The organism is Clostridium sp., from assembly GCF_036642255.1.
Taxonomy (GTDB): Bacteria; Bacillota; Clostridia; order Clostridiales; family Clostridiaceae; genus Clostridium_J.
Genome location: NZ_JAVWDJ010000013.1, coordinates 15,316 through 37,998 on the forward strand (window position 1 = coordinate 15,316; position 22,683 = coordinate 37,998).

Here is a 22,683-nt window from a genome sequence, read left to right on the forward strand (position 1 = left end):
TCCTTACCAACCTCTATTTGCATATAAGTTAGCTTCTGGTATTTCTCTAATGTCTAAGCTATCCATTGGCTGTCCAAGTTCTTCTGAAACTTCTGCAAGGATCTCTGGGTTATTATAGTAAGTAGTAGCCTTAACTATAGCTTGTGCTCTTTTTTCTGGATTTGAGGACTTAAATATACCTGAACCTACAAAAACTCCGTCACATCCAAGTTGCATCATTAGGGCCGCATCAGCAGGAGTTGCGATTCCACCCGCTGCAAAATTTACCACAGGTAGTTTCCCCTGTTCTTTTATATATAAAATTAAATCATAAGGTGCTCCCATTTCCTTTGCAATATTCATCAATTCTTCTTGGGATGCAAGTTGAACTCTTCTTATATCTGTAAGCATAGTTCTCATATGCCTTACTGCTTCCACCACATTTCCAGTACCAGCTTCTCCCTTTGTTCTTATCATAGAAGCACCTTCCCCAATTCTTCTTAGTGCCTCCCCTAAATTTCTAGCTCCACATACAAAAGGTGCCCTAAAGACTTTTTTGTCAATATGGAAAACCTCATCAGCAGGAGTTAAGACTTCACTTTCATCTATATAATCTATATTGAGACTTTCTAGGATTTGAGCTTCCACAAAATGTCCTATTCTAACCTTTGCCATTACTGGTATTGTAACAGCCTTTTGTATTTCTTTAATCATCTTTGGATCAGACATTCTTGCCACTCCGCCTTGCTTTCTTATATCTGAAGGTACACGCTCAAGAGCCATTACTGCCACTGCTCCAGCCTTCTGTGCAATTTCTGCCTCCTTAGCATTAACTACATCCATAATTACTCCACCCTTTAACATTTGGGCAAGATTTTTATTCAGCTCATTTCTTTCACTCATGATATACACTCCTTTACAAATATATAATGACAATATATAATAATCGTATCGTTACAATTATTGTATACATCCCTAAATTCAACCAGATTATTGCATACAATTTTTGTTAAGTCAATACAATTTGAGAGGAAAAAGAAAAATATGGATATCGTATCGATACAATTGAACAAAGATATAAACACTCCAATGTATATGCAACTTTCAAGTCTTCTTGGAGAGCTAATAAAGAGTGGAGAACTAAAGGTAGATGCAAAACTTCCCCCTATTAGAAAGCTATCACTTCAACTTGATGTAAATAATGTTACTGTGGTAAATGCTTATAAGCAATTAGAATCCAATGGATACATTAAGGCAATTAAAGGTAGTGGATACTATGTACTAAAAATATCAGATGAATCTCTTGAAAAAGGCTCAGTGATCACTAAGCTAAATGAAGATGAATTTTATGCTCAAGAAGATATTAAATTAATGACTAGCGGACAAATTGAACTTTCTGCTAATACCATTAATTTTGCAAGTGCCACACCCGACCCTAGTATTTTTCCTGTAGAAGCATTTAAGAACTCTATAAATGAGGTTCTGGATAGAGATAAGGGTTATGCTTTTGGTTATCAAGAGAGTAATGGTTTTGAACCTCTGAGAGCGTCCTTATGTGACTTTCTTAGATTCCACAACTCTATAAGTGCTGATAAAGATGATATTCAAATTGTTTCTGGAGCACAACAAGGTATAGACATCATAGGAAAAGCCCTATTAAGTCCTGGAGATTTTGTTATCACTGAAAATCCAACTTACACAGGTGCTGTATCTGTATTTAAATCTAGAGGGGCTCAGGTTATTGGAGTTCCTATTAATGAAGACGGTATTGATTTAGAGGTTCTAGAAAGACAAATATTACGTTACAATCCAAAATTAATTTATGTAATGACTAAGTTTCAGAATCCTACTACTATTTCCTATTCTATGGAAAAGTTGCAGGGATTACTTGCTCTTTCAGAAAAATACGGAGTATATCTTGTAGAAGATGATTCTTTGTCTGGACTTTCCTTTCATAGCGTTAAAGAGAATCTTACTTTAAAAGCTTTAGACACTATGGATAAGGTAATTTATATAAAAAGTTTTTCTAAGCTTTTAATGCCAGGACTTAGAATTGGTTTTCTTGTTTCTCCTTATAAATTATCCAGTGAACTTTTAAAAGCAAAGCATTCTACTGATATTTCCTCCTCAGGACTTATTCAGCGAGCGCTTCATTTATACTTCGAAAAAGGTCATTGGGAAAGCCATATAAATTATATGAAGGATATTTACAAAGAAAAATATGAAGTGATGCTTAAGGAATTAAATAAACTTAAAAAATACGGAGTTAATTTTGTGGAGCCAAAAGGTGGCCTAAACTTTTGGATAACACTTCCTCAAGGAGTGAAAGCTACAAAGCTTTATTTAGAGTGTGCTAAAAAAGATGTACTTATAGTTCCCTGCAAGATTTTTTATGTAAATAACTACAGAAACACTGATAATACCATACGTATAAGTTATGCATCTACAAATATGGAGCAAATAACCTCTGGAATGAAGGTAGTAACAGATTCTATTATTAAGCTTTTAGATAAATCTAAAGGAAGAACCTATATGAGTCCTATGGTTTAGAACTTTCACTTTTGAATTGTAGCTTTCAATTCATTGAGATAGTTTTATTTAGAATCCAAATTTTTAAATTCTGTTAAGTGTTTTAAATCAAATGTTGCTATATAAATAGTTTTATATAGCTCAATCTTAAGTAATGTTATAAATAAGTAAAAGGACTGTAAATATTTGAAATTAACTCAAATTATTTACCTTCCTTTTCACTTTACTCATATTTATAAACTTCTAATAATTCTTCTTTATTAAAGACAGGAGCAGAAAAAATTCAGCAAAACTATAATTTTCTCTAATTAATATCCTTCAAATGAGATAAAATAAGACAATTAGTACTCTAAAAGCTCTTTCTAGTTATTAGTATCCCCTGCAATATTTATATTAAATAGCTCTAACATCTTAGGACCTGTAAATCTTCCATCCTTATAGACTTCTTTTGATAAGAACATTTTGTTCTGTACATTTTTTATATTTCCTGACATGGAGCCTCCTGTTACTGGAGAAAGGTTTTCTCCATCATAATAAAAACCTAACCTGATTTCACCTGCAAAATTACCGGTTAAAGAATCCATCTGGAAATCTGAGAAAGCAAGTAGTTCTAAATAAGGCTCCTGCTTCATTTTTTCCATAGACTTTTCACCACATGCCACAATAACTTCATCTAAGTTTCCTGTAGGCTCTATACCTAAATAATGAGAAAATCTAGTGTTACCATGGTAAGTTCTTAAAATTCCCTCTTCCATAATAACTACTTCTTCAAGCTTAAGTCCATCATTATCATAAGGAGATGAACCTTTTAAAGTGATAGTTACCTTGTCACCTGATATATTCTCACCTTGCACTATTTCTCCTGGTTTAAAGTTAGAAAGTTTATTATAAACAGCACCTACACTAGCCTTCTCTGTATAATAAGAGAACATTTCCTTAAGGGCTAATTTCCTAAGCAATACTTTATAGCTTCCTGTTTTTACGGCGCCTTTAGCTCTAACTCTCCACTTTGTAAGTTCTATAGCATCTTTAACACTTTCTGCTATGAGTTCTTCATCGAGATCCCCATAACTAAATACATTGAAAAGTTCCACATCCTGGTCTTCTATCCACTGAGTAATACACTCTATTTCTGAAGAAAACTTCACAAAGGAAACATCTACCCCTTCAGAGTTAACTATTCTCTTTGTACTTTTATTTAAGAATATTTCTGAAGAGTTGATGCCACCTTGCTGGAATACATCATTTTTATATAATGCCTTTTGTATTACCATGGCTCCTTCTTCTAAGGAAAAACCACTGAACTTTGAAGGTATGGTTACTTCCAAAGCCTTTTCTCCCTTTACTAATGGATAGAATTTGTTCTTAACAAATCCTGCTGCATATAAACCATCTTTTAATATTTTTTCTATTTCTTCATCTTTCATTGTTGGATAAATATCTACTTCTGAAGAACCCCTATAAGTTTCTTCATTTTCTTCAAAGTCTTTATAAACAGTTACCTTATAATGAGTAACCTTCTTTTTTCTATTCATGTCTAAAGCTTTTTTTATAAAAAACAACTCTACACTCTCAACAGTTTCCATGTTTACCTTATATACACTAATATTAGCTTTACCTAGTTGATTTATAATTCTTTCAATCATTAGCCTAACCTCACTCTCGCCTTAATGTATGGCCCACCGCAAGATACTTTTACCCATTCCTTATATCCTTTACCACAGAATCCTGCTCCACCCATTTCTAAGTCACCTGATACCATAGATATAGATTTTAAAAGATCTGGCACGTATCCAGTTAATATTACAGGAGAATAAACTTTGCCTGTAAGCTTACCATCTTTTATTTCCTTAGCTACATTAACCATGCACTGAATTCCCCAGTTCTTAGGATCTTCCATTCCACTAGCAGATTGTTCTAATAAGAAACCATAATTAATAGATGCTATCATATCTTCCAACTTATCTTTACCTGGAGCAAAGTATGTGTTAGTCATTCTAGTATAGGCTTTTCTTTCAAAGGATTGCCTTTTACCGTTTCCAGTAGGTGATACCCCTAAGCCTAAAGCTGAAATACTATCAGAAATACCTTGATTTAATATACCCTTTTGAATAATTATTGTATCTTGAGCTAAAACTCCTTCATCATCAAATTCATAGGATGATGTTTCTTCTATCCCCTTAGCACCATCATGCATTACTACTAATTCAGAAGCTACATAATCTCCTAGGAATTCCTTTGACTTAGCTCTATCCTTAAGGAACATGTCCATTTCAACCCCATGGCCAAAAGCTTCATGTGCAATAAGTCCAGTAACATCTGGATCACAAATAACTTCATACTCTCCCGGTGGCATAGGTTGTGAATCTAGCAAAATAAGCGTATTCTCCACAACTACTTCAACAGAAGCTTCCATTTCCTCTAATAGTTCTCCACCCTTTATTCCTGAAAAACCCTTGTAAGAATATTTTGTGTTGTTATCTTTGGATACAATGCAAATATTTGCTCCATTACTCCACATATAGCTCTGTTCTAAATCCTTATTTTGAGAAAGGTATAGCTTATTCACGTGTAAATATTCATATCTAACTCTAAAATCTATTACATTCTCAGAATTATTAAGCCCTCTATCCATAATACCTTGAAGTCTCTTAATCACTTCTTCATCACTTATTGTACTTGGATTAATCTTAACCTGCTTATCGAAGGATTTTTTCATTTCTTCTTCTTGAACTTTTTCATATTCAATAAAGGTCAAGATTTCTTTAGCTTCACCTGTAAAACTATACATATCCTTCCTTATGATAGAAGCAATTTCCTCTACCGTACCCTCAGATATATCATTAAATGAATACTCTGAGTAATTTTTCCCATTGTGAACTCTTATCACAAACCCTCTTTCATTACTTCCACTTCCTGATATGCCTGAAGTTCTTTTGCTCACAGAATAAACCTTTCCTGTACAATCTGTAGCCAATATAGATACAGATCCAAAATCTTTGGAAAGGTTCTCAATCAATGTTCTTAAGTTTTCTTTAGTTTCCGCAAGAAAACTACTGTATTTTAGTTCCATGTTAAACCCCCTTCTTTATGGATAATTAAGTTAACTGTACTATTGAAATATTTTACAACAATAATGTATATGCACAGCAATTGATCCATATTATCTTTTTAATAAACTGAATTTTCAGTATTATATATCTATTCTATCATTTTTTAATTATGAGTTCCATTATTCATCTTAATATTCACAATTAAATAAAAAAATAGTGCATATAAATTGCCTAACTAATTTCCTTCAGAGTATTTAAATCTGTAACATCAATTTGTAATATTACTCTGTACAACTTAATATATTGTATCAAAACGTTTTAGGAGGATATGCTATGGAACTTTCTAGATCTAAAACTGAAGAAAATTTGAAAAAAACCTTTGCTCTTGACTCAAGAACTGTTACTCAATACCAATTATTTGCTGAACAAGCTAGAAGAGAAGGTAACGAGTTTATTGCAAGGATTTTCGAAGAATCTGCTAATCATCAACTTGGACTCTCAAGGCAAGTCTATGGTAGATTTCTTGGCCAAATCAAGTCCTTGCAAGAAAACCTTGAATACTCTATGCTCACCGAGGCCAGTGCATTGACTAAATTCTTAGAATATGAACAAACTGCTACAGAAGAAGGTTTTGATGAAATTGCTGTTTTTTATAGAGAAGCTAGAGTTGTATTAGACTTTCATAGAAGACAATTCGAAGACTTATTTGGTCATGTATCAAATGGAACCTTATATAACCGCCCTACTATTGAAATTTGGCAATGCTTAAATTGTGGATATTTACATGAAGGAAAAGAGGCTCCTTTTGTGTGCCCAGTGGACAACTATCCTCAAGGGTGGTACAAGCTAGTATGTGCTAATTATTGATATTATAAAAAATAACAATAATTGTCTCATGTTATTTTTTAAAAATGAAGCTGAATGAAAATATAAAATTATTTTCACTCAGCTTCGTTTTATTTATTTATTTATTTATTTATTTATTTATTTATTTTGTTTTATTTTTTTATTAGCACGTTTCATCTAAACTGTATAATCAAATAAATTAATGTAAATGCAAAAGGTTACTTAGTTATTAAATAATATATAACTTTACTTTCAACCAATTGCATTTTCATCTATATCTTTGATACTTATGCACTAAAATTCAACCTATTTTTTCCGAAAAAAAACATCAATAAAACTTACATTAAGTTCCTTTGATAATTCTTCAAGCTTTGCTACTTGTTCCTCTGCTCCCTTAGCAATTTCATAACCCTTTGTTCCAGCGATTACAGCATCAAATCCATTCATATATCTGCCATGAATAAAGTTTGCTTCCTCACTATGTTTTATTCCATTAGCTTCCTCTCTTAAAGACATAAGCTTGTTCACATTTTCGCTAACATTCTTATTTTCTTTAATTTCATCTATAGCCTTTGAAGCTTCTGAAGTTATGCTTTTCATCTCTTTTACATAAGCATAATCTGTTTTATATCTTTCTACTTCATAGGTTATAGGCTTTTTTGCAATAAAAATGTTATAAGCACTAACACCTAAAGTTACAATTAGCACCAATGATATTATGGTTTTAATTATGCCCTTTACAAATTTAATAGCCAAAAGAAGTAACCCAATAGCTACTATTAACATTGTAATGTTGTCTACCGTAAAACCTTCCATTTTCTCCCCTCCCCTAAGATATCTTCAACAAATAACTTGTTAGTATTCTACTTTCTTTTGTGACCTACAATACCACCAGAAACTATTGGTCATTGGACTACCTATACACCAGTTTACTTGCCACACAGTTTACTTTTCCAGTTAAAATATTCCTAATTTTCTAACTTGCTATTTAAATTTAGATACCTAAACTCTTTTTCTATATTATACCATGATTAATCCTTAATTAATTAAATATTTTACAAGAAAAACAAACAAGAAAGATCATCTTTAGTACTACTTAATGTTTCCATTATTATATGGTTAAATAATTCTATTTTAATGCATTCCCTTTAATAAGCCTAAAAAAGGCAACGAATTTCAGAATTAATATTTATACATTACTATTCAGTTATTGAAAATTTTGTCGATAACATAAATGAATTATAACAATTATGTTTTGTTTAAATATATAAATGCTCTATGGAGGTATAATATGTTTGGAAAAAAGAAAAAATCTAATTCCCTTGAAAATTTAAGTTCTTTAGAACCTACACCTAGTATTGCTGTCACTTCCACTAATCCAAAAAGTGATAAGTTAGCAATATTAAAATATAATCAGCATTGCATTTCTAAAAAAATAGTCACAAAGGTTGGAGATGCTACAAGTGTTACTGAAAATCTAATTAATATGATAAATGATATTGCAAAGCAAGTAGAAGTTCAAATGACTTCTATAGAAGAAGTATCTGATGGTGTTAGAGAGTATAGTGCCTTTGCAGAAGAGGTAATGGCTAACACAGATAATACTAGAACTATTGCGGAAGATACACTTTCAACTGCTAAAAAAGGAACAGAAGCTGTACATAAATCCATAAACGCTATGGATGAAATTAAAGAATCTGTGGGAGATGTTAGTGATTTAGTAAACGATTTAAGTCAAAAGGCTACACAAATTAATGATATGCTAGAAATCATTAAAAGTATATCAAAACAAACTAATCTTTTAGCCTTAAATGCTGCAATTGAGGCTGCAAGGGCTGGAGAAGCTGGAAGAGGTTTCACAGTAGTTGCAACAGAAGTAAAAAAGCTAGCTGAAATGAGTGCTGAATCTGCAGATCACATTTCTAAAAATATACTTGAGATTAATAAAAGTGTTGCTAAAACAATAGAAGCAATGAATACAAGTTCCAATAAGGTTAATGAGGGTAGAGAAATTGCTTATAATACCCTTGAAGTTTTCAACGAAATTACAGAAGCTGTAACTAGTACTACTGAAGTGGTAAAAGAAATAAGTAACGCCACATCGTCTCAAACTAATATTCTAGAAAAAATTATGGGTGCCACTGAGGACATGACGAAGGTTGCAGACAATTTAGAGCAAATGGCTCAATATGCCTCACTAAATACTACTTATACAAAAGCTTCTTTAACTGCACTACATAATATATCCATGAATATGGATGACCTTACTACTGAACTATTAAATGAGTTAGATAATGGTGCTCAAAAGGAAGATATAATTATACGTACAAGTCTTGGTAAACCACTTAATTTAGATCCTGCTAATTGCTTTGACATGGATGGAAATCAAGTCCTTACAAATGTTCATAGCGGGTTAATTAACCTCACTCCTGAGGCTGAAATACTTCCTGGACTAGCTAAAAGCTGGTACGTTGAAGAAGATGGTTTAACTTGGATATTTAACTTAAGAAAAGGAGCAAAGTTTCATAGTGGTAAAGAAGTTACAGCAGAGGATGTTGTGTATTCTTTTGAAAGACTTTTAAGTCCAGCTTTGAATGCCGGCAACGCATGGTACCTTGACTTTATTGATGGAGCAAAAGAATTTATGTCAAGAAAAACTAATTCTGTTGTAGGCCTTAAGGCTTTAGACAGATATAGAGTTAGTTTAAAATTGGAATCCCCTTATATGGGTTTCTTGTTAAATCTAGGTCAATCAGCTACTTCGGTAATCTCAAAGGAAGATGGATTAAAGGGCACTATTACAGGTTGTGGAGCTTTTAGTATCAATAAATTTGATAATGATGAATGCATACTAGATGCCTTTAAAGACTATTACGGAGGCTCACCTTATATAGATAGAATTCATATAACTTTCAATGATCCAAATTCAGTTGAAAAATTTATTGAAGGAATTTATGATTTTATTATTGTGGATAATAATAGTGATATCGATAATATAAAAACTAAAACAGGACTTGATACTAACATTGCAGGACTATTAGGAACTTACTATTTTGGCTTAAATCTAGAATCCTCTTCCCCTCTTGTAAATACTATAGATGGTAGAAGAGCAATTAACTTAGCCATTAATAAAGACAAAATTGTAAAGGAACTCATTGGAAGACTTGGAGCAGTTGCAAAGGGACCTATTCCACCAGCTATGTTAAACGGAGCTACTGGAAAAGGTTATGAATATAATCCAACTGCAGCAAAATCTTTATTGCAAAAAGCTGGCATCTCAACTAGAACTCTTAAAGTTAATTTCCGTGATACAGATAAAGATGTAACTAATGGTAAAATTGTTAACATGATTATAGAGGATTTGAATGCTATAGGTATCAAATGTGAAATAAAAGTTTGTCCAGCTAGTGATTATCTTACTCCTAATGCAGTAAAAACATGTGATGCTTTCTTCAGTAGATGGATTGCAGACACTGGAGATTTAGATAACTTCCTTCAACCTCTTTTCAAATATGAAAATGTTACAAACTTTGTAAGATACAATAATGAAAAAGTTATGGACTTATTAGATAAGGCTAGAGAAATTATTAATCCTGAGAAGAGAAAAGAAGTTTATAAGGATATTCAAAATATAGTTGTTGACGAAGCTCCATGGGTATTCCTATATCACCCACAAAAAGCGTTTGTTCATAAAAAGAATGTGCTTGGATTAAGACAAAGTGTTACGGGTGCTTATAGATATGATGATATCATTATAAATTAACTGTAATTTATAAAAAAAAGCTTAAGGGAAAATTAAATTTCCCCCTTAAGCTTTTTTTATTATATTCTATTAACTCTTATTTATTGTCATGGCCTTGGGTTTCTGATGCCATATTTCCATCCTCACAATTTTTCTTAACAATATGGTCTTTATTAGCTATAAAAACATCTTGATTTTGTAACAAGCTAAGAGTAAAACTTACTACAGTTTTTTCTTTAATCTTTTTAAAGGTGAATGCGTTAGGTAATGTGTTGTCTAATTTTATAATTCCAAGTTTTTTACTTTTTTCTGATATCGCAATATCTTCTAATTTGCAATAAACTTGATTTTCTAGCTCTTGTGTTTCTATAGAACTTTTTTCCTCAGTTTTATTTCCCACCTCAAATTTGTGTTGAGAATTGAAAATTTCAATCCTCTGTGTTAATGAATAATTTGTATTATGGGGTTTTCTTGCAAAAGTTACTTCTGTAGCACATTTAAATGGAATCTTTACAGTTAAATTTTTAATATCTCCATTGATTTCTTTCTTAGTTATATCTACTACATTAGAATACTCTATTTTTTTCTCTATAAATCCTTCTAAAAATAATCTATTAGATTTTGGAATTAATTTACATGAAGTTAAAGTCATACTCTTATCTAAATCATCTATACTAAAAATAGGTTCTGGAAACCTAGTGATAGCTTCAATAAACACCTCCATGTTTACTTGAGATAACACCACTGGAGCATTAATCATAGCTGGTTCTTTTGCAGCCTCCATAGTCATTGGATCTTCAATATCTTCACTTATACAATTTTGAAGGGAAGTCACATTATATGCATTTACCTTGCAACTAAGCACTGTTGGCTTTATAGTAGCTGAATTCTTTTTTGTCTCACTTGCTTTTATGATTTTCTCGTTATCTAAACTATCACTTTTTTCCACAATTGCATTTATTTCTGCTACTGGTGAGGGAATTCTTTCTTCCTTATTTTCCACTATGTTATTATAACTCAAGGAATATTTAATATCTTCTTCGATAATATCCTCCTGAATAACACCTTGATCTTCACTAATGATATTGCTATGACCGTTTTTTATTTCATCACTTTCTTGTAGTTCTTCATTACTTATATCCTGTTCCAATAATTCTGTTGTATCCTTATCAATGGTGCCTTGTAAATCTACCTTTGCTTCACCTTCTTCATAAATATTCTTCTCTATATTTTTATCACTTTGTAGTTTTTTTCTTAACATGTTTAGAATAATTGGAAATGCAATGTTTCGCTTTTCTGGCTCTACTTTTTCTAGTATCTTTTCTAAAATAACATTAATATTTTCAGCCATACCATGTCCTCCTTATAATTGCTTTTTATAAATATTAAAAGGGTGAAATAGTTGAAAAAACTCTTTGTATCATGTCTGATTTTCTTTTAATAGTTAAAAACTCATAAGTTAACTTAGATTCTTCAGACAATTAAGGTGTTTTAATGTGAAAGTTCTACTATATAAAATAAACTTTGGTTAGAGAAAAGTCCCCTTCCAAAGTCATTTAAGCACATAGTGTAATTTATTTGCTTAAGAAGGAAACCCCGAAGGGTTCCCTGAGTATATTTAAATCTATTAACAGCTTGATTTAGCCATAACTGAAAATGATGGACTTAATACGTCTAATATATTACCAGCAGTTGCATTAAAAGCATTAAGGATTTTTACATAGTAAGTGCAGCAACCTGGGCAACTATTGCATTCACAGTGACTAAAACAGAAGGAATTAGTAATTTCTGCTAAAGTTGCAAAGTTAATTCTATAGTCCCATGTGCCACATGGTATTTCTTCACCATTATTATCACAAACTTTAAATAATCCAAAGGTTATGAATGCAGGAATTGCAGGTGGTGTTCCAATCAATCTGAACTCAATTATACAATTAAAGTCAAATTTTATTATTGGACTTTTTAAGCAGCTTGTGTCTATAGATACACAACCAAGTGATCTTGGAATAAATGGAATTGTTGGTGTTCCAGATGTTCCTTGTATCTTAGCCATTGTACCTTGAGCACATTCAAATAATATCCCATATGGGCATGGGCTCATTGGATAGCATTTAGCGTATTTATGCTCTTCACAGCATGGTTGATGATAATCGCATTTTCTATCGTCATATTTTTTATCTTCATATCTATCTTCACATTTGTAACAGTCATATTTTTTGTCTTCATGTCTTTCTGGTCCATTGTAGTTTAATTTCATCTAAAAAACTCTCCTTTTAAAATTTAATTTATTTAGATTCATATATTTCTATCCGTTAACTCTGAATTCATTAACTAACTGAATTTCAATCCTAATTTACTAGTTTTAATTTTTATGATTTTAATTTTTCAAAGTCTTAAAGTTTTAAACTAATAGTTAATAGTCATATTTTTTTTCTCTTTTTCCAACTAATCCTTTTCCAGGGATATATCCAACTTGGATTTCTTCACAATAGTCTTCATATTCATCTTCTTTTTTCATATAAACTTCACATTCAGGCTCTGCAATAAATACTTGTTGAGTTTGTAATACTTTAAGACGTATATAAACTACCATTTTTTCAACAAAGTCTTGGAATAGATTTTCATTGCTAAAGTTTCCTTCAGTTTCATAATTTCTATTGTAAATGTCTGTTTCATAAATCTTAGTCCATTCTACTTCACAGAAGATTGGCTCATAATAGTCATTAAAGTGCATCCATGAATCTTCTCCTGTGTCTCCACAAACCATGTTAGCATCTATAACATTTGATTTTATCTTGTTATACTTACCGAATATTGGTTTTCTAGCAAATTTAACAGCTGTTACGCATCTAAAAGGAACATTTAGGGTTGTGTGTCTTATAGCACCACTAACACTTGTACCATTGTCAGTATCTTCTACAGTAGAATATTGTATATTTTTTTGAACATATCCTGCTAAGAATAATTTGTTTGTGTATGGTACTAAATGACATTGAGTGATACATACTTTCTTATCAATAGTTTTAATATCAAATGCATTTTGGTCCAATCTAATATTTGTTTCAAGATCTACTTGAACTTTTACGTCTGATAATACAACTGGAACCTTAACTACCAATGGTCCTGGTTGGCCTAGTGGATGATTATATTCGTTACTGCATTCACTTAAGGTTTCTGGATCAACTACTCCAGGTGGGCAATCGTCCCAATTAAAATTCCTATTATTAAAAGTCGAATGATTCTTAAACACGATTTCATCTCCATTTTCTAATCTACAGTACATGAAACTTTAAGTTGATACTTATCAAATCTTGAAGTTTCATATCTAATATTATATTATTCAGTTAAATCAAAGTTGCTACTGCTTGTCAGCAAAATTTTCAACTGTTTATTCAATTTTTCAGAACTAACCCATAAAAAATTAAAAACCAAAAGAATTTTACATAGGAATAAAATAAACTTTGGTAGGAGTTAAACTTCCTTCCAAAGTCATTAAATGCACTAAATCTATTCACTATTTAATTAGGAAACCCCTAAAGGTTTCCTAATATATTTAAAACTGATTAGCAGCTTGATTTAGCCATAACTGAAAGTGATGGGCTCATTACATCAAGTATATTGTCAGTACTTGCATTAACGGCATTAACTATTTTTACATAGTAAGTGCAGCAACTTGGGCAGCTGTTGCATTCACAGTGACTGAAACAGAAGGAATTTGTAACTTCTGCTGCCGCAACAAAGTTAATTCTATAATCCCATGTTCCGCAAGGAATTTCTTCACCAGTATTTTCACAAACTTTGAATAACCCAAAAGTTATGAATGCTGGAACTGTTGGTGCAGCAATCCATCTAAACTGTATTACGCAATTAAAGTCAAATTTTATTACTGGCATTTTTAAGCAGCTTGTGTCTATAGATACACAACCAAGTGATCTTGGCGTAAAAGGAATGGTTACTCCTGGAGTACCTTGTATTTTAGCCATTGTACCTTGAGCACATTCAAATAAAATTCCATATGGACATGGACTCATTGGATAGCATTTTGCATACTTGTGCTCTTCGCAGCATGGTTGATGATAATCACATTTTTTCTCTTCATATTTTTTATCTTCATATTTTTTATCTTCATGTCTATCTTCACATTTGTAACAATCATATTTTTTGTCTTCATATTTTTCTGGTCCATTATAGTTTAGTTTCATTTAAAAAAACTCTCCTTTTAAATTTAATTTATTTAATCTATATATTTCAATGAGTAAACTCTTACTTTCTTAATTAACTAGATTTAATCAAATTGTACAAAGTCTTAAATTATTTAAGGGCTAACTAATAGTCATATTTTTTTTCTCTTTTTCCTACTAGTCCTTTTCCAGGGATATATCCAACTTCGATTTCTTCACAAAAGTCTTCATTTTCATCTTCTTTTTTCATATAAACTTCACATTCAGGCTCTGGAACAAATACTTGTTGTGTTTGTAATACTTTAAGACGTATATAAACTACCATTTTTTCAACAAAGTCTTGGAATAGATTTTCATTGCTAAAGTTTCCTTCAGTTTCAATATTTCTGTTGTAAATGTCTGTTTCTAATATTTTGGTCCATTCTACTTCACAGAAAATTGGCTCATAGTAGTCATTAAAGTGCATCCATGAATCTTCTCCTGTGTCTCCACAAACCATGTTGGCATCCATAACATTTGATTTCATCTTGTTATACTTACCGAATATTGGTTTTCTAGCAAATTTAACAGCTGTTACACATCTAAAAGGAACATTTAAAGTTGTGTGTCTTATTGGACCACTAACGCTAGTACCATTTTCTGTGTCCTCTACAGTAGAATATTGTATATTTTTTTGCACATATCCTGCTAAGAATAGTTTGTTTGTGTATGGTACTAAATGACATTGAGTAATACATACTTTCTTGTCAATAGTCTTAATATCAAATGCAGGTTGTTCTAATCTAATATTAGTTTCAAGATCTACTTGAACTTTTACATCTGATAATACTACTGGAACCTTAACTACCAATGGTCCTGGTTGGCCTAGTGGATGATTGTATTCGTTACTGCATTCACTTAAGGTTTCTGGGTCAACTACTCCAGGTGGGCAATCGTCCCAATTAAAATTCCTATTATTAAAAGTTGCATGATTCTTAAACACGATTTCATCTCCATTTTCTAATCTCAAGTACATGAAACTTAAAGATAATCTTTGTTATTTGATTTATTAATCTATGAGTTTTTCTAATTTTAAGTTTCATATCTAATAATATCTTATTCAACTAGATAGGAATTGCTACAGCTTGTCATAAAATTTTAGAACAACTTTAGAAAAATTCTTTTCGACAAAATGAAAAAGAAGCTAATACAATTATTATAGCTTCCTTTATATTTTTATTAGCTTTTTTCTTTATATCACTTGAAAATAATTAGCCAGTATATTTTACTATTTCATTTCTGATTCTTTATGTTCCATATTATTTTCAATTATACTTTGTACTAGTTTCATAAATTCACTTGACTGTGAGATATTTATTGACTGCTTTTGGAAAACCTTTAACCCTATCTGAATTACCATTTTTATCACTAGATTTCTAAACTGATGTTCTCTTTGTAAATCTTTTGTGTCATCACCTTCAGTATTAAAAGTATCCGTTTCCATAATCTTTATATCCTCTAATTCACAATATATTCTTTCATCTGGCTTATTGTAATAAACCCAAGAATTTTCTGTAATATGGTTTTTTTTATCCCCTATGCAACCTTCCGTAATTGACTTTTTATAATTTTCTCCATAGATTGGCTCATTTTGAAATTTAACTCTATTAATAGCTTTAAAAGGAATGTTTAATGTAATATGTTTTAATTTGCCTTCCGTTGTAGATTTATCTGAAATTTCATTATGATAGAACCATATACTCTTTTGAACGTATCCTTCAACGAAGAGTTTATCTGTATGTGGAATTAGATCACACTGGGTTATAACAGTATGTTTATCTATAGTTTTTACATATGTTGCTGACTTCTTTAACTTAAATTCTTTTTCAATACTTATCTCTATTTCAACTTCTGATAATACTATAGGAATTTTAGTTATCAGTGAATTTGCTCTTTCTTTGATAGTTTCAACCTCATTACTTCTTTCTATTGCCATGCTGTGATTTAATTCCTTTGAGTCACAGTTTGTGTTGCGTTGGTTGTTTTCATTGTTAATACTAATTTTCTTTTCCTGTGACATACACGGTTCCTCCTTTTAACTAACTACAAACTATACCTAAGATGAAAACAAATTCCTGTCAATGTTATGTTATACAGTACCATATTATTCATTAATAAAGAAAATGGAACCTATTTCTCACAAAACTCTTGCATATTATCATAAGAGACTTTTCCATGAGAATTTATCAACTTATAAAAAAATAAGATGCTGAGCATAGTGGCTTCAACATCTTGTTACCATGTTATTTGTAAATTCATTATTGAATCTTCCTGTATAATTGTGTAAACACGTAGTTTATTTAATCAACAAGTTTCAGAGTTCTTTTCTAAATTTATATTTTTTTAAATATACTCTTGCTATGATTACCTTTGCAACTTCACATTTCAAAATAATATGAGTTTTTTACTTGTTTTCCTAGCATCTCTGACATATATAAACACCTAAAACTATCAACAATGCTGTTACTAATTTTATTGGTTGTAATACTTCATTTAGTATTAGTACAGATAGTATTATTGAAAATATGGGTACTAAATTTATAAATATAGAAGTCTTGCTTGGACCTATTTGTTTAATAGCCATCTGTTGAATTAAATATCCCATAACAGAGGCAAAAATACTCATATACATTATAGCTATAAAAGAGTAATAAGGAACATTTCCTAGGAAAGTCCAAGGCCTCTCATAAATAACAAAAGGTATTATAAAAATTGTGCAGAAAAGAAAGCTATAATAAGTTAATATCATTGGTGAAAACTTACCTGTAACTTTTTTGCTATAAACTGAGTACGATGCCCACATTATCACTGCAACAATCATTATTAAATCTCCCTGATTAAAGGTAAAACTTCTTATTGTAGCCATGTCTGCATTTGTTATAGTAAGAAATACTCCTGTAAAGGATAGTATAATTCCCGCTATTTGCTTTTTAGTTAATTTATCCTTAAGAAAAATTATAGATAAAATTGTTGTTATTATTGGGTTTGTTGCACCAATTATAGATGAATTTATAGCTGTTGTGTATTTTAGTGCTAAGAAGAAAAGTACATGGTATCCAAACATTCCTACTATCCCAGTAAAAAGAAAGGTAGGATAGTGCTCTTTCTTTAGTTTAAATTCATTCCCTTGCTTTTTTAATACAAAGAAAAGAATAATAGTTGCAAAAACAAATCTTAGAAAGGTTAATGTAAAAGGTGGAATGTAAGGTACTGAAAGCTTCCCTGCTATAAATGCACCTGCCCAGAAAAATGTGGCTAAAACCATTAACATATATATTTTTTTATTTTCCATAATTTAAAGTCCCCCAATTTTTATCACATTTTTAAAGGATAATCCACCCACCACTATAGTTTTAAATTTCCACTTATACTTCCCTCACTAGTATTAAGCTACTAAGTTTATGTCTTCTTGAAATAGTTTATTTCTTTTTAAAAGTATAACGAAAATTCCAACTAGCAAAATTCCTTTAATAACACTGCTCATACTAATGCTCCACCACACTCCATTTAACCCTAGGAGACTTTCAGAAGCCAAAAGATATGCTGCTGGAACTCTAAGTCCTGTAAACAGTATACTTATGATAGACGGTGTCATAGTTCTTCCGAGTCCATTGAAAGCTCCACTAGTAGTAATTTCAATACACATAAATAATTGAGAATAACCTAATATTTTTAAATATACTATTCCATATTTAATAGCTTCTTCTTCTGGTATAAACAATGAGAAAACTGCTCTTCCCCCTAAAGTTAAAAGTAAGGTAGCCAAAATTCCAACTATTATCGCCATTGCCATAGTGGCCTTATAGCCCTCTATAACTCTATGATATTTTTTAGCTCCATAATTTTGTCCTACAAATGTACCTAACGCCGTAGAAAATCCACCTGCTGTCATCCAAGAAATTGCCTCAATCTGAGAACCTACCTTTTGAACTGCAATAGGTATAGGTCCAAAGTTTGCAATTGCCCTAGCAATTAATATAGAGAATATGGTAAACAACCCACTTTGTCCTCCAACTGGAAGTCCTAGTTTGCAAATAGTTATAATATCTTCCTTATTAGGCTTACTAAATATATTAAACTTTAAATATTCTTCTTTACTTCTTAATATCACAATAATAAAGCATAGGGTTACTACCATTTGTGCAAGAACAGTAGCAATAGCCGCACCTAATACTTCCATACGTGGAAAAGGTCCATATCCTAATATCAATATTGGATCAAAAACTATATTAAAAACTAAACCTACAGAATTAATTATAAAGGGTGTTCTGCTATTTCCTGCACCATTGAAAATTGATGTAAACACTGGATTTATAAAGTAAAATACCATGCCTAAAATCATTACTACTAAGTATATTTCTGCCATATTAACTATAGCCGGATCCCCTAGTTTGAAAAAGTCCAACAGTGGCTTTCTAAATATAAATATTACTATTCCATAAGCTAAAGCTAATACTATGTTTATCTGTAGTGAACTCACAATATAACTTCTAGTTTTATCATAATCCTTCCTTCCTAAGCTTTGAGCAACCTTCACCTCTGCTCCGATTTTAGAAATCATAATAAAAGCCATAGCAAGCCAGGTGAAAAAACCAGCAGTCCCTACAGCCGCCACCGCCTTACTACCAATTCTTCCAATCCAGATCATATCTGTCATGTTGTATGCCATTTGTATAAAGGAAGTTCCCATAATTGGAATTGCAAGTTTAATAAGACTTGTAGCTATGTTTCCTTCAACTAAATTTATTCTTTTTTCCATGTTTCATCTCCTTTGTTCTTAAATTGCCATTATTCACATATATTCAAGAAAAACATAACCAGTGTTTAACCTTCTAGATGTTTTAACTGTTAAGTAATTCAGATAATGCTTCTTTTTCATAATATGGCATATTTTTCACTATTCTTATATTTTTGCTCCTATAATAATGATATTTTGATTATATATTTTAATTACAGTATTTATTGCATAAGTATATTTTATTTTGTTTCATGGAGATTGTCCATTAAATTGTTTTTACATAGTAGAAAGTTTTTGTATTATATAGAAGCACATTTCTCGTAAGTTTAAAAATAATGAATCAAAGGTACATTGCTTTATCTCCCTATCTAAAAATGATTTAAAGTATGAAAGGTATGCTGAAATTAAAATTCAGCATACCTTTTTATTCTTCCTCAGTAACTACTGGGTTTTCTTCATAACTACACCAATCACTCCAACTACCTACATAAAGTTTTGAGGGAATTCCTATTTCTTCTAAAATAAGCACATTGGCACAACCTGTTACTCCTGATCCACAGTGAACTATTACTTCATCATAATTCTTTATTTCTTCAAACCTTTTTTCAAGTTCCCCTATTGATAATACCTTGCCTTCTTTAAAATTTCCAGTCCAATCATAATTTTTAGCACCTGGTATGTGGCCAGCTTTTTTATCCATTGGCTCCACAACACCAAGGTATCTATCTCTTGCTCTAGAGTCAATAATCACCACATCTTTATTACCTAAAGCTTGTTTCACATGGTCTATTGAACATTGCATATATTCTCTTAAATTTGCCTCTATTTTTCCTTTTCCATTTTCTTTGCGCTCCTGGCTAGTAATTACTCCACCATAATCAATCCAAGACTTAATTCCACCTTCTAATAGGTACACGTTATCTAATCCAATATATTTAAGCATCCACCAAAGTCTTGAGGGAGCTGCTAAATCGCCATCATCATAGATTAAAATCATAGTATTATTTGAAATTCCTAGGCTTTCGATAAACTTAATAAATTCCTTCATGTTAGGAAGAGGATGTCTCCCACCATGCTCTCCTGACTTTCCAGCTAAGTCTTTATCGAGATTTACTGATATTGCCTTTGGAATATGAGCTTCTTTGAACGCCTTTTCCCCATAAGTGGGATCCTGAAGACTAAATCTACAATCAATTATAACTAAATTATCATCATTTATGTGTTCATCTAACCATTTTACATCAACTATATTTTTCAATGAAATCACTCCTTTCACATTTTATATTATAATCTAATACCTATAATCTTAATAGTATAATTACCCAAAATATACTATTGTTAATAGCTACAAAAACTGATTAAATTGCCCTTAACAGATTTTAGAGACTATACATAAGTTTTATCTTAAGACTACTTTTTAAATATAATATTACATCTTGATATTCCTTACCCTCATTTAATTTTATAACTTATGGAACTTCAAAGCTGTAAATTCATTTAGTAAGAATAAATATAATTGAAATAAAGCTACTAAATTTTCAGTATTACTCGCTTTAAATTGTAATAAGGATAAAAAACAAACTTTGCATTTTTTTAAATAAAAAATCAAAGGGTAGTAGAAAACTTTTTATGATTTTCTACTACCCCTTTCACATCTTATTAGATTTTATTTTTAACGTACCCACGCACCATCTTTACCTAATTTATATCCGTCAATAGTAACGTTAGATGCCATTGTTCCATTTCCATTAAAATAATACCACTTATTTCCTAGCTGAATCCAACCTGTAACCATTGTTCCATCAGATTTCATATAGTACCAAGTGCTTCCCGATTGTACCCATCCTGTTGCCAATGTTCCATTGCTTCTCAAATAGTACCAATGACCTTCATAAACCATCCAGCCACTTGCCATTATCCCAGTATCTTTAAGAAAGTACTTTTGAGTTCCATCTTTAATCCAGCCAGTTTCCATTTGTCCAATACTATTTAAATAATACCAAGCTCCTTGATAATTAAGCCATCCCTTTTGCATCGCTCCGCTAGAAGACATGTAATACCAGTTGTCATCTGAATTTATCCATCCTACTTGCATTGTTCCATTACTTGACATATAGTATTTTGATCCACTTACGTCTACCCAGCCCGTTTTCATAGCTCCATTATTATCTAAATAATACCATGACCCACTATCATAAATCCAACCGGTTCTCTTTGCACCAGTTTTTGTATCATAATAATACCATAAACCTCTCTCTTTTACCCAACCTTGAAACTTAGGCGTTGAAAACTTTATTTCCAATGGTTTAACAGTTTGATTCCTCCATGCATCCACTCCAACTATTTTCAGGTTATATTCGGTATTGGAGAATAAATTATCTATTGTAACAGTTACTTTATTATTTTGTTTATTCTCCCAAAATTTTATATACTCTGTTTGAATAATTTTATCATTATTTTTAATATAATACTTATCAACTAGAGTGTTATCTTTAGCAGCATCAAAAGTAATAACTACTTGATTTTTATTAATATTATCTATATTTGCTTTACCATCTTCTTCAAAATATGGATTTTCATTGTCATTTATTGTTTCTTCAAAAGGAAATTTTATTGTATAATTATTTACCCAAGTATCACTATTAAATTCCCTTGCTTTAATTTCAACCCTATCATCATAAACATTAACTAATAGCCCTTCAATATATTCTCTTGGTCCATTACCACCTTCATATAAAGAATAAGCTACCGCCCCTGTATTAACCATAGTAAACCCATCTTGATAAACAGTTCTTGGGTGACTTAACATATAGTGTAAATGACCTGAAAAAAATATAACTTGTGGATGCTGTTTCAATAAATTGGTTAATCGCCCATCTCTTAAGCCTCCACCCCAATCCTCACTGCCATAAACTGTGTCATCAATAGGCTGGTGTAAAAATACAAAGATAGGTTTTTTAGGATCAGCGTTATCATCTAATTTCTTTTCTAGCCATTCATATTGTTCATCTGAAATTATTGCATAATCTCCAATATTAACATCTGAAACTGGAGATTTTTCACTACTAATAGTAATAAAATGATATCCTTCCACCCACTTATCGTAATAAAGCCCTGGCATCTCTGTCTTTTTTATAAATCTATTTATAAGTACTTCATCTGTTAGCTCAGGTCTTGGCCAAAATCTTCCTTCAAAGAATTCATGATTACCCATGGTAATAATTTTTTCAGCTTCTGGGTTTATATTTTCATTCAAAATTTTATTAAAGCTATCATATTGTTCTTCAAATCCATAGTTGGTTATATCCCCTACTATAGCCATCGCCTTATAATTAGGAGCTAAAGTTTTATAATCTTTTAATACATCTCTAAACCTTTGTTCAGTTGCATCATTATATAAATGAACATCACTAAACACAGGTATTTGTAATTTAGGTACTTCACCTATTCCTTCACTACTAGCTAAAGCTGTAATTGGAATACAACCAACTGCCACTACTAGCGAAAGTAAAAATAATGAAATCTTCTTCTTCAGTTTTAATCCCTCCATTTTAAAGCATAATTAACAAATGTTAT

17 protein-coding genes are annotated in these 22,683 nt (G+C 31.1%); 3 read left to right on the forward strand and 14 right to left on the reverse strand.

Features of this window, described 5'->3' with window-relative positions; translation table 11 throughout:
• Nucleotides 1–3 precede the first annotated feature (3 nt).
• Nucleotides 4–882, reverse strand: coding sequence for a pyridoxal 5'-phosphate synthase lyase subunit PdxS (pdxS, locus tag RR409_RS09145; protein WP_332557439.1), 879 nt, complete (start codon nt 880–882; stop codon nt 4–6).
• A gap of 141 nt (nt 883–1,023) precedes the next feature.
• Between pdxS and RR409_RS09150 the strand changes: the two genes are divergently transcribed.
• A complete protein-coding gene (locus tag RR409_RS09150; RefSeq protein ID WP_332557440.1) occupies nt 1,024–2,529 on the forward strand; it encodes a PLP-dependent aminotransferase family protein in 1,506 nt (501 codons plus the stop codon).
• 341 nt (nt 2,530–2,870) lie between these two features.
• Here RR409_RS09150 and RR409_RS09155 read toward each other — a convergent pair whose 3' ends face one another.
• On the reverse strand, nt 2,871–4,154 hold the full coding sequence (locus RR409_RS09155) for a metallopeptidase TldD-related protein (protein ID WP_332557441.1): 1,284 nt from the start codon (nt 4,152–4,154) through the stop codon (nt 2,871–2,873).
• Nucleotides 4,154–5,581, reverse strand: a complete 1,428-nt coding sequence (locus RR409_RS09160) for a TldD/PmbA family protein (RefSeq protein ID WP_332557442.1) — start codon at nt 5,579–5,581, stop codon at nt 4,154–4,156. Before RR409_RS09160 ends, RR409_RS09155 begins: the two co-directional genes overlap by 1 nt.
• Before the next feature lie 313 nt (nt 5,582–5,894).
• Here RR409_RS09160 and RR409_RS09165 point away from each other — a divergent pair, with 313 nt between their 5' ends.
• Nucleotides 5,895–6,428 carry a rubredoxin-like domain-containing protein gene (locus RR409_RS09165; RefSeq protein ID WP_332557443.1) on the forward strand — a complete coding sequence of 178 codons (534 nt, stop codon included), beginning with the start codon at nt 5,895–5,897 and terminating at the stop codon, nt 6,426–6,428.
• A 285-nt stretch (nt 6,429–6,713) separates the two neighbouring features.
• Here RR409_RS09165 and RR409_RS09170 read toward each other — a convergent pair whose 3' ends face one another.
• A complete protein-coding gene (locus tag RR409_RS09170; RefSeq protein ID WP_332557444.1) occupies nt 6,714–7,223 on the reverse strand; it encodes a hypothetical protein in 510 nt (169 codons plus the stop codon).
• A gap of 475 nt (nt 7,224–7,698) precedes the next feature.
• Here RR409_RS09170 and RR409_RS09175 point away from each other — a divergent pair, with 475 nt between their 5' ends.
• Nucleotides 7,699–10,170, forward strand: coding sequence for an ABC transporter substrate-binding protein (locus RR409_RS09175; RefSeq protein WP_332557445.1), 2,472 nt, complete (start codon nt 7,699–7,701; stop codon nt 10,168–10,170).
• Nucleotides 10,171–10,246: 76 nt separating this feature from the next.
• On the opposite strand, the gene RR409_RS09180 is transcribed toward RR409_RS09175, so the two are convergent.
• The 10 genes from RR409_RS09180 to RR409_RS09225 form a co-directional block, all read right to left on the reverse strand.
• On the reverse strand, nt 10,247–11,500 hold the full coding sequence (locus RR409_RS09180; protein ID WP_332557446.1) for a hypothetical protein: 1,254 nt from the start codon (nt 11,498–11,500) through the stop codon (nt 10,247–10,249).
• 276 nt (nt 11,501–11,776) lie between these two features.
• On the reverse strand, nt 11,777–12,406 hold the full coding sequence (locus tag RR409_RS09185; RefSeq protein WP_332557447.1) for a DUF4489 domain-containing protein: 630 nt from the start codon (nt 12,404–12,406) through the stop codon (nt 11,777–11,779).
• A gap of 156 nt (nt 12,407–12,562) precedes the next feature.
• Complete coding sequence (locus tag RR409_RS09190) at nt 12,563–13,399, reverse strand: hypothetical protein (protein ID WP_332557448.1); 837 nt, start codon at nt 13,397–13,399, stop codon at nt 12,563–12,565.
• Between the two features lie 313 nt (nt 13,400–13,712).
• A complete protein-coding gene (locus RR409_RS09195) occupies nt 13,713–14,351 on the reverse strand; it encodes a DUF4489 domain-containing protein (protein ID WP_332557449.1) in 639 nt (212 codons plus the stop codon).
• A 124-nt stretch (nt 14,352–14,475) separates the two neighbouring features.
• Nucleotides 14,476–15,312: a hypothetical protein gene (locus tag RR409_RS09200; RefSeq protein WP_332557450.1), complete on the reverse strand. Its 837-nt coding sequence runs from the start codon at nt 15,310–15,312 to the stop codon at nt 14,476–14,478.
• 285 nt (nt 15,313–15,597) lie between these two features.
• Complete coding sequence (locus RR409_RS09205; protein ID WP_332557451.1) at nt 15,598–16,389, reverse strand: hypothetical protein; 792 nt, start codon at nt 16,387–16,389, stop codon at nt 15,598–15,600.
• A 396-nt stretch (nt 16,390–16,785) separates the two neighbouring features.
• On the reverse strand, nt 16,786–17,661 hold the full coding sequence (locus RR409_RS09210) for a DMT family transporter (RefSeq protein ID WP_332557452.1): 876 nt from the start codon (nt 17,659–17,661) through the stop codon (nt 16,786–16,788).
• Nucleotides 17,662–17,754: 93 nt separating this feature from the next.
• The gene (locus RR409_RS09215; RefSeq protein WP_332557453.1) at nt 17,755–19,128 is read right to left on the reverse strand and encodes an MATE family efflux transporter; all 1,374 of its coding nucleotides are present in this window, start codon (nt 19,126–19,128) and stop codon (nt 17,755–17,757) included.
• A gap of 403 nt (nt 19,129–19,531) precedes the next feature.
• A complete protein-coding gene (locus tag RR409_RS09220; protein ID WP_332557454.1) occupies nt 19,532–20,365 on the reverse strand; it encodes a sulfurtransferase in 834 nt (277 codons plus the stop codon).
• 414 nt (nt 20,366–20,779) lie between these two features.
• On the reverse strand, nt 20,780–22,657 hold the full coding sequence (locus tag RR409_RS09225) for a metallophosphoesterase (protein ID WP_332557455.1): 1,878 nt from the start codon (nt 22,655–22,657) through the stop codon (nt 20,780–20,782).
• Nucleotides 22,658–22,683: the final 26 nt, after the last annotated feature.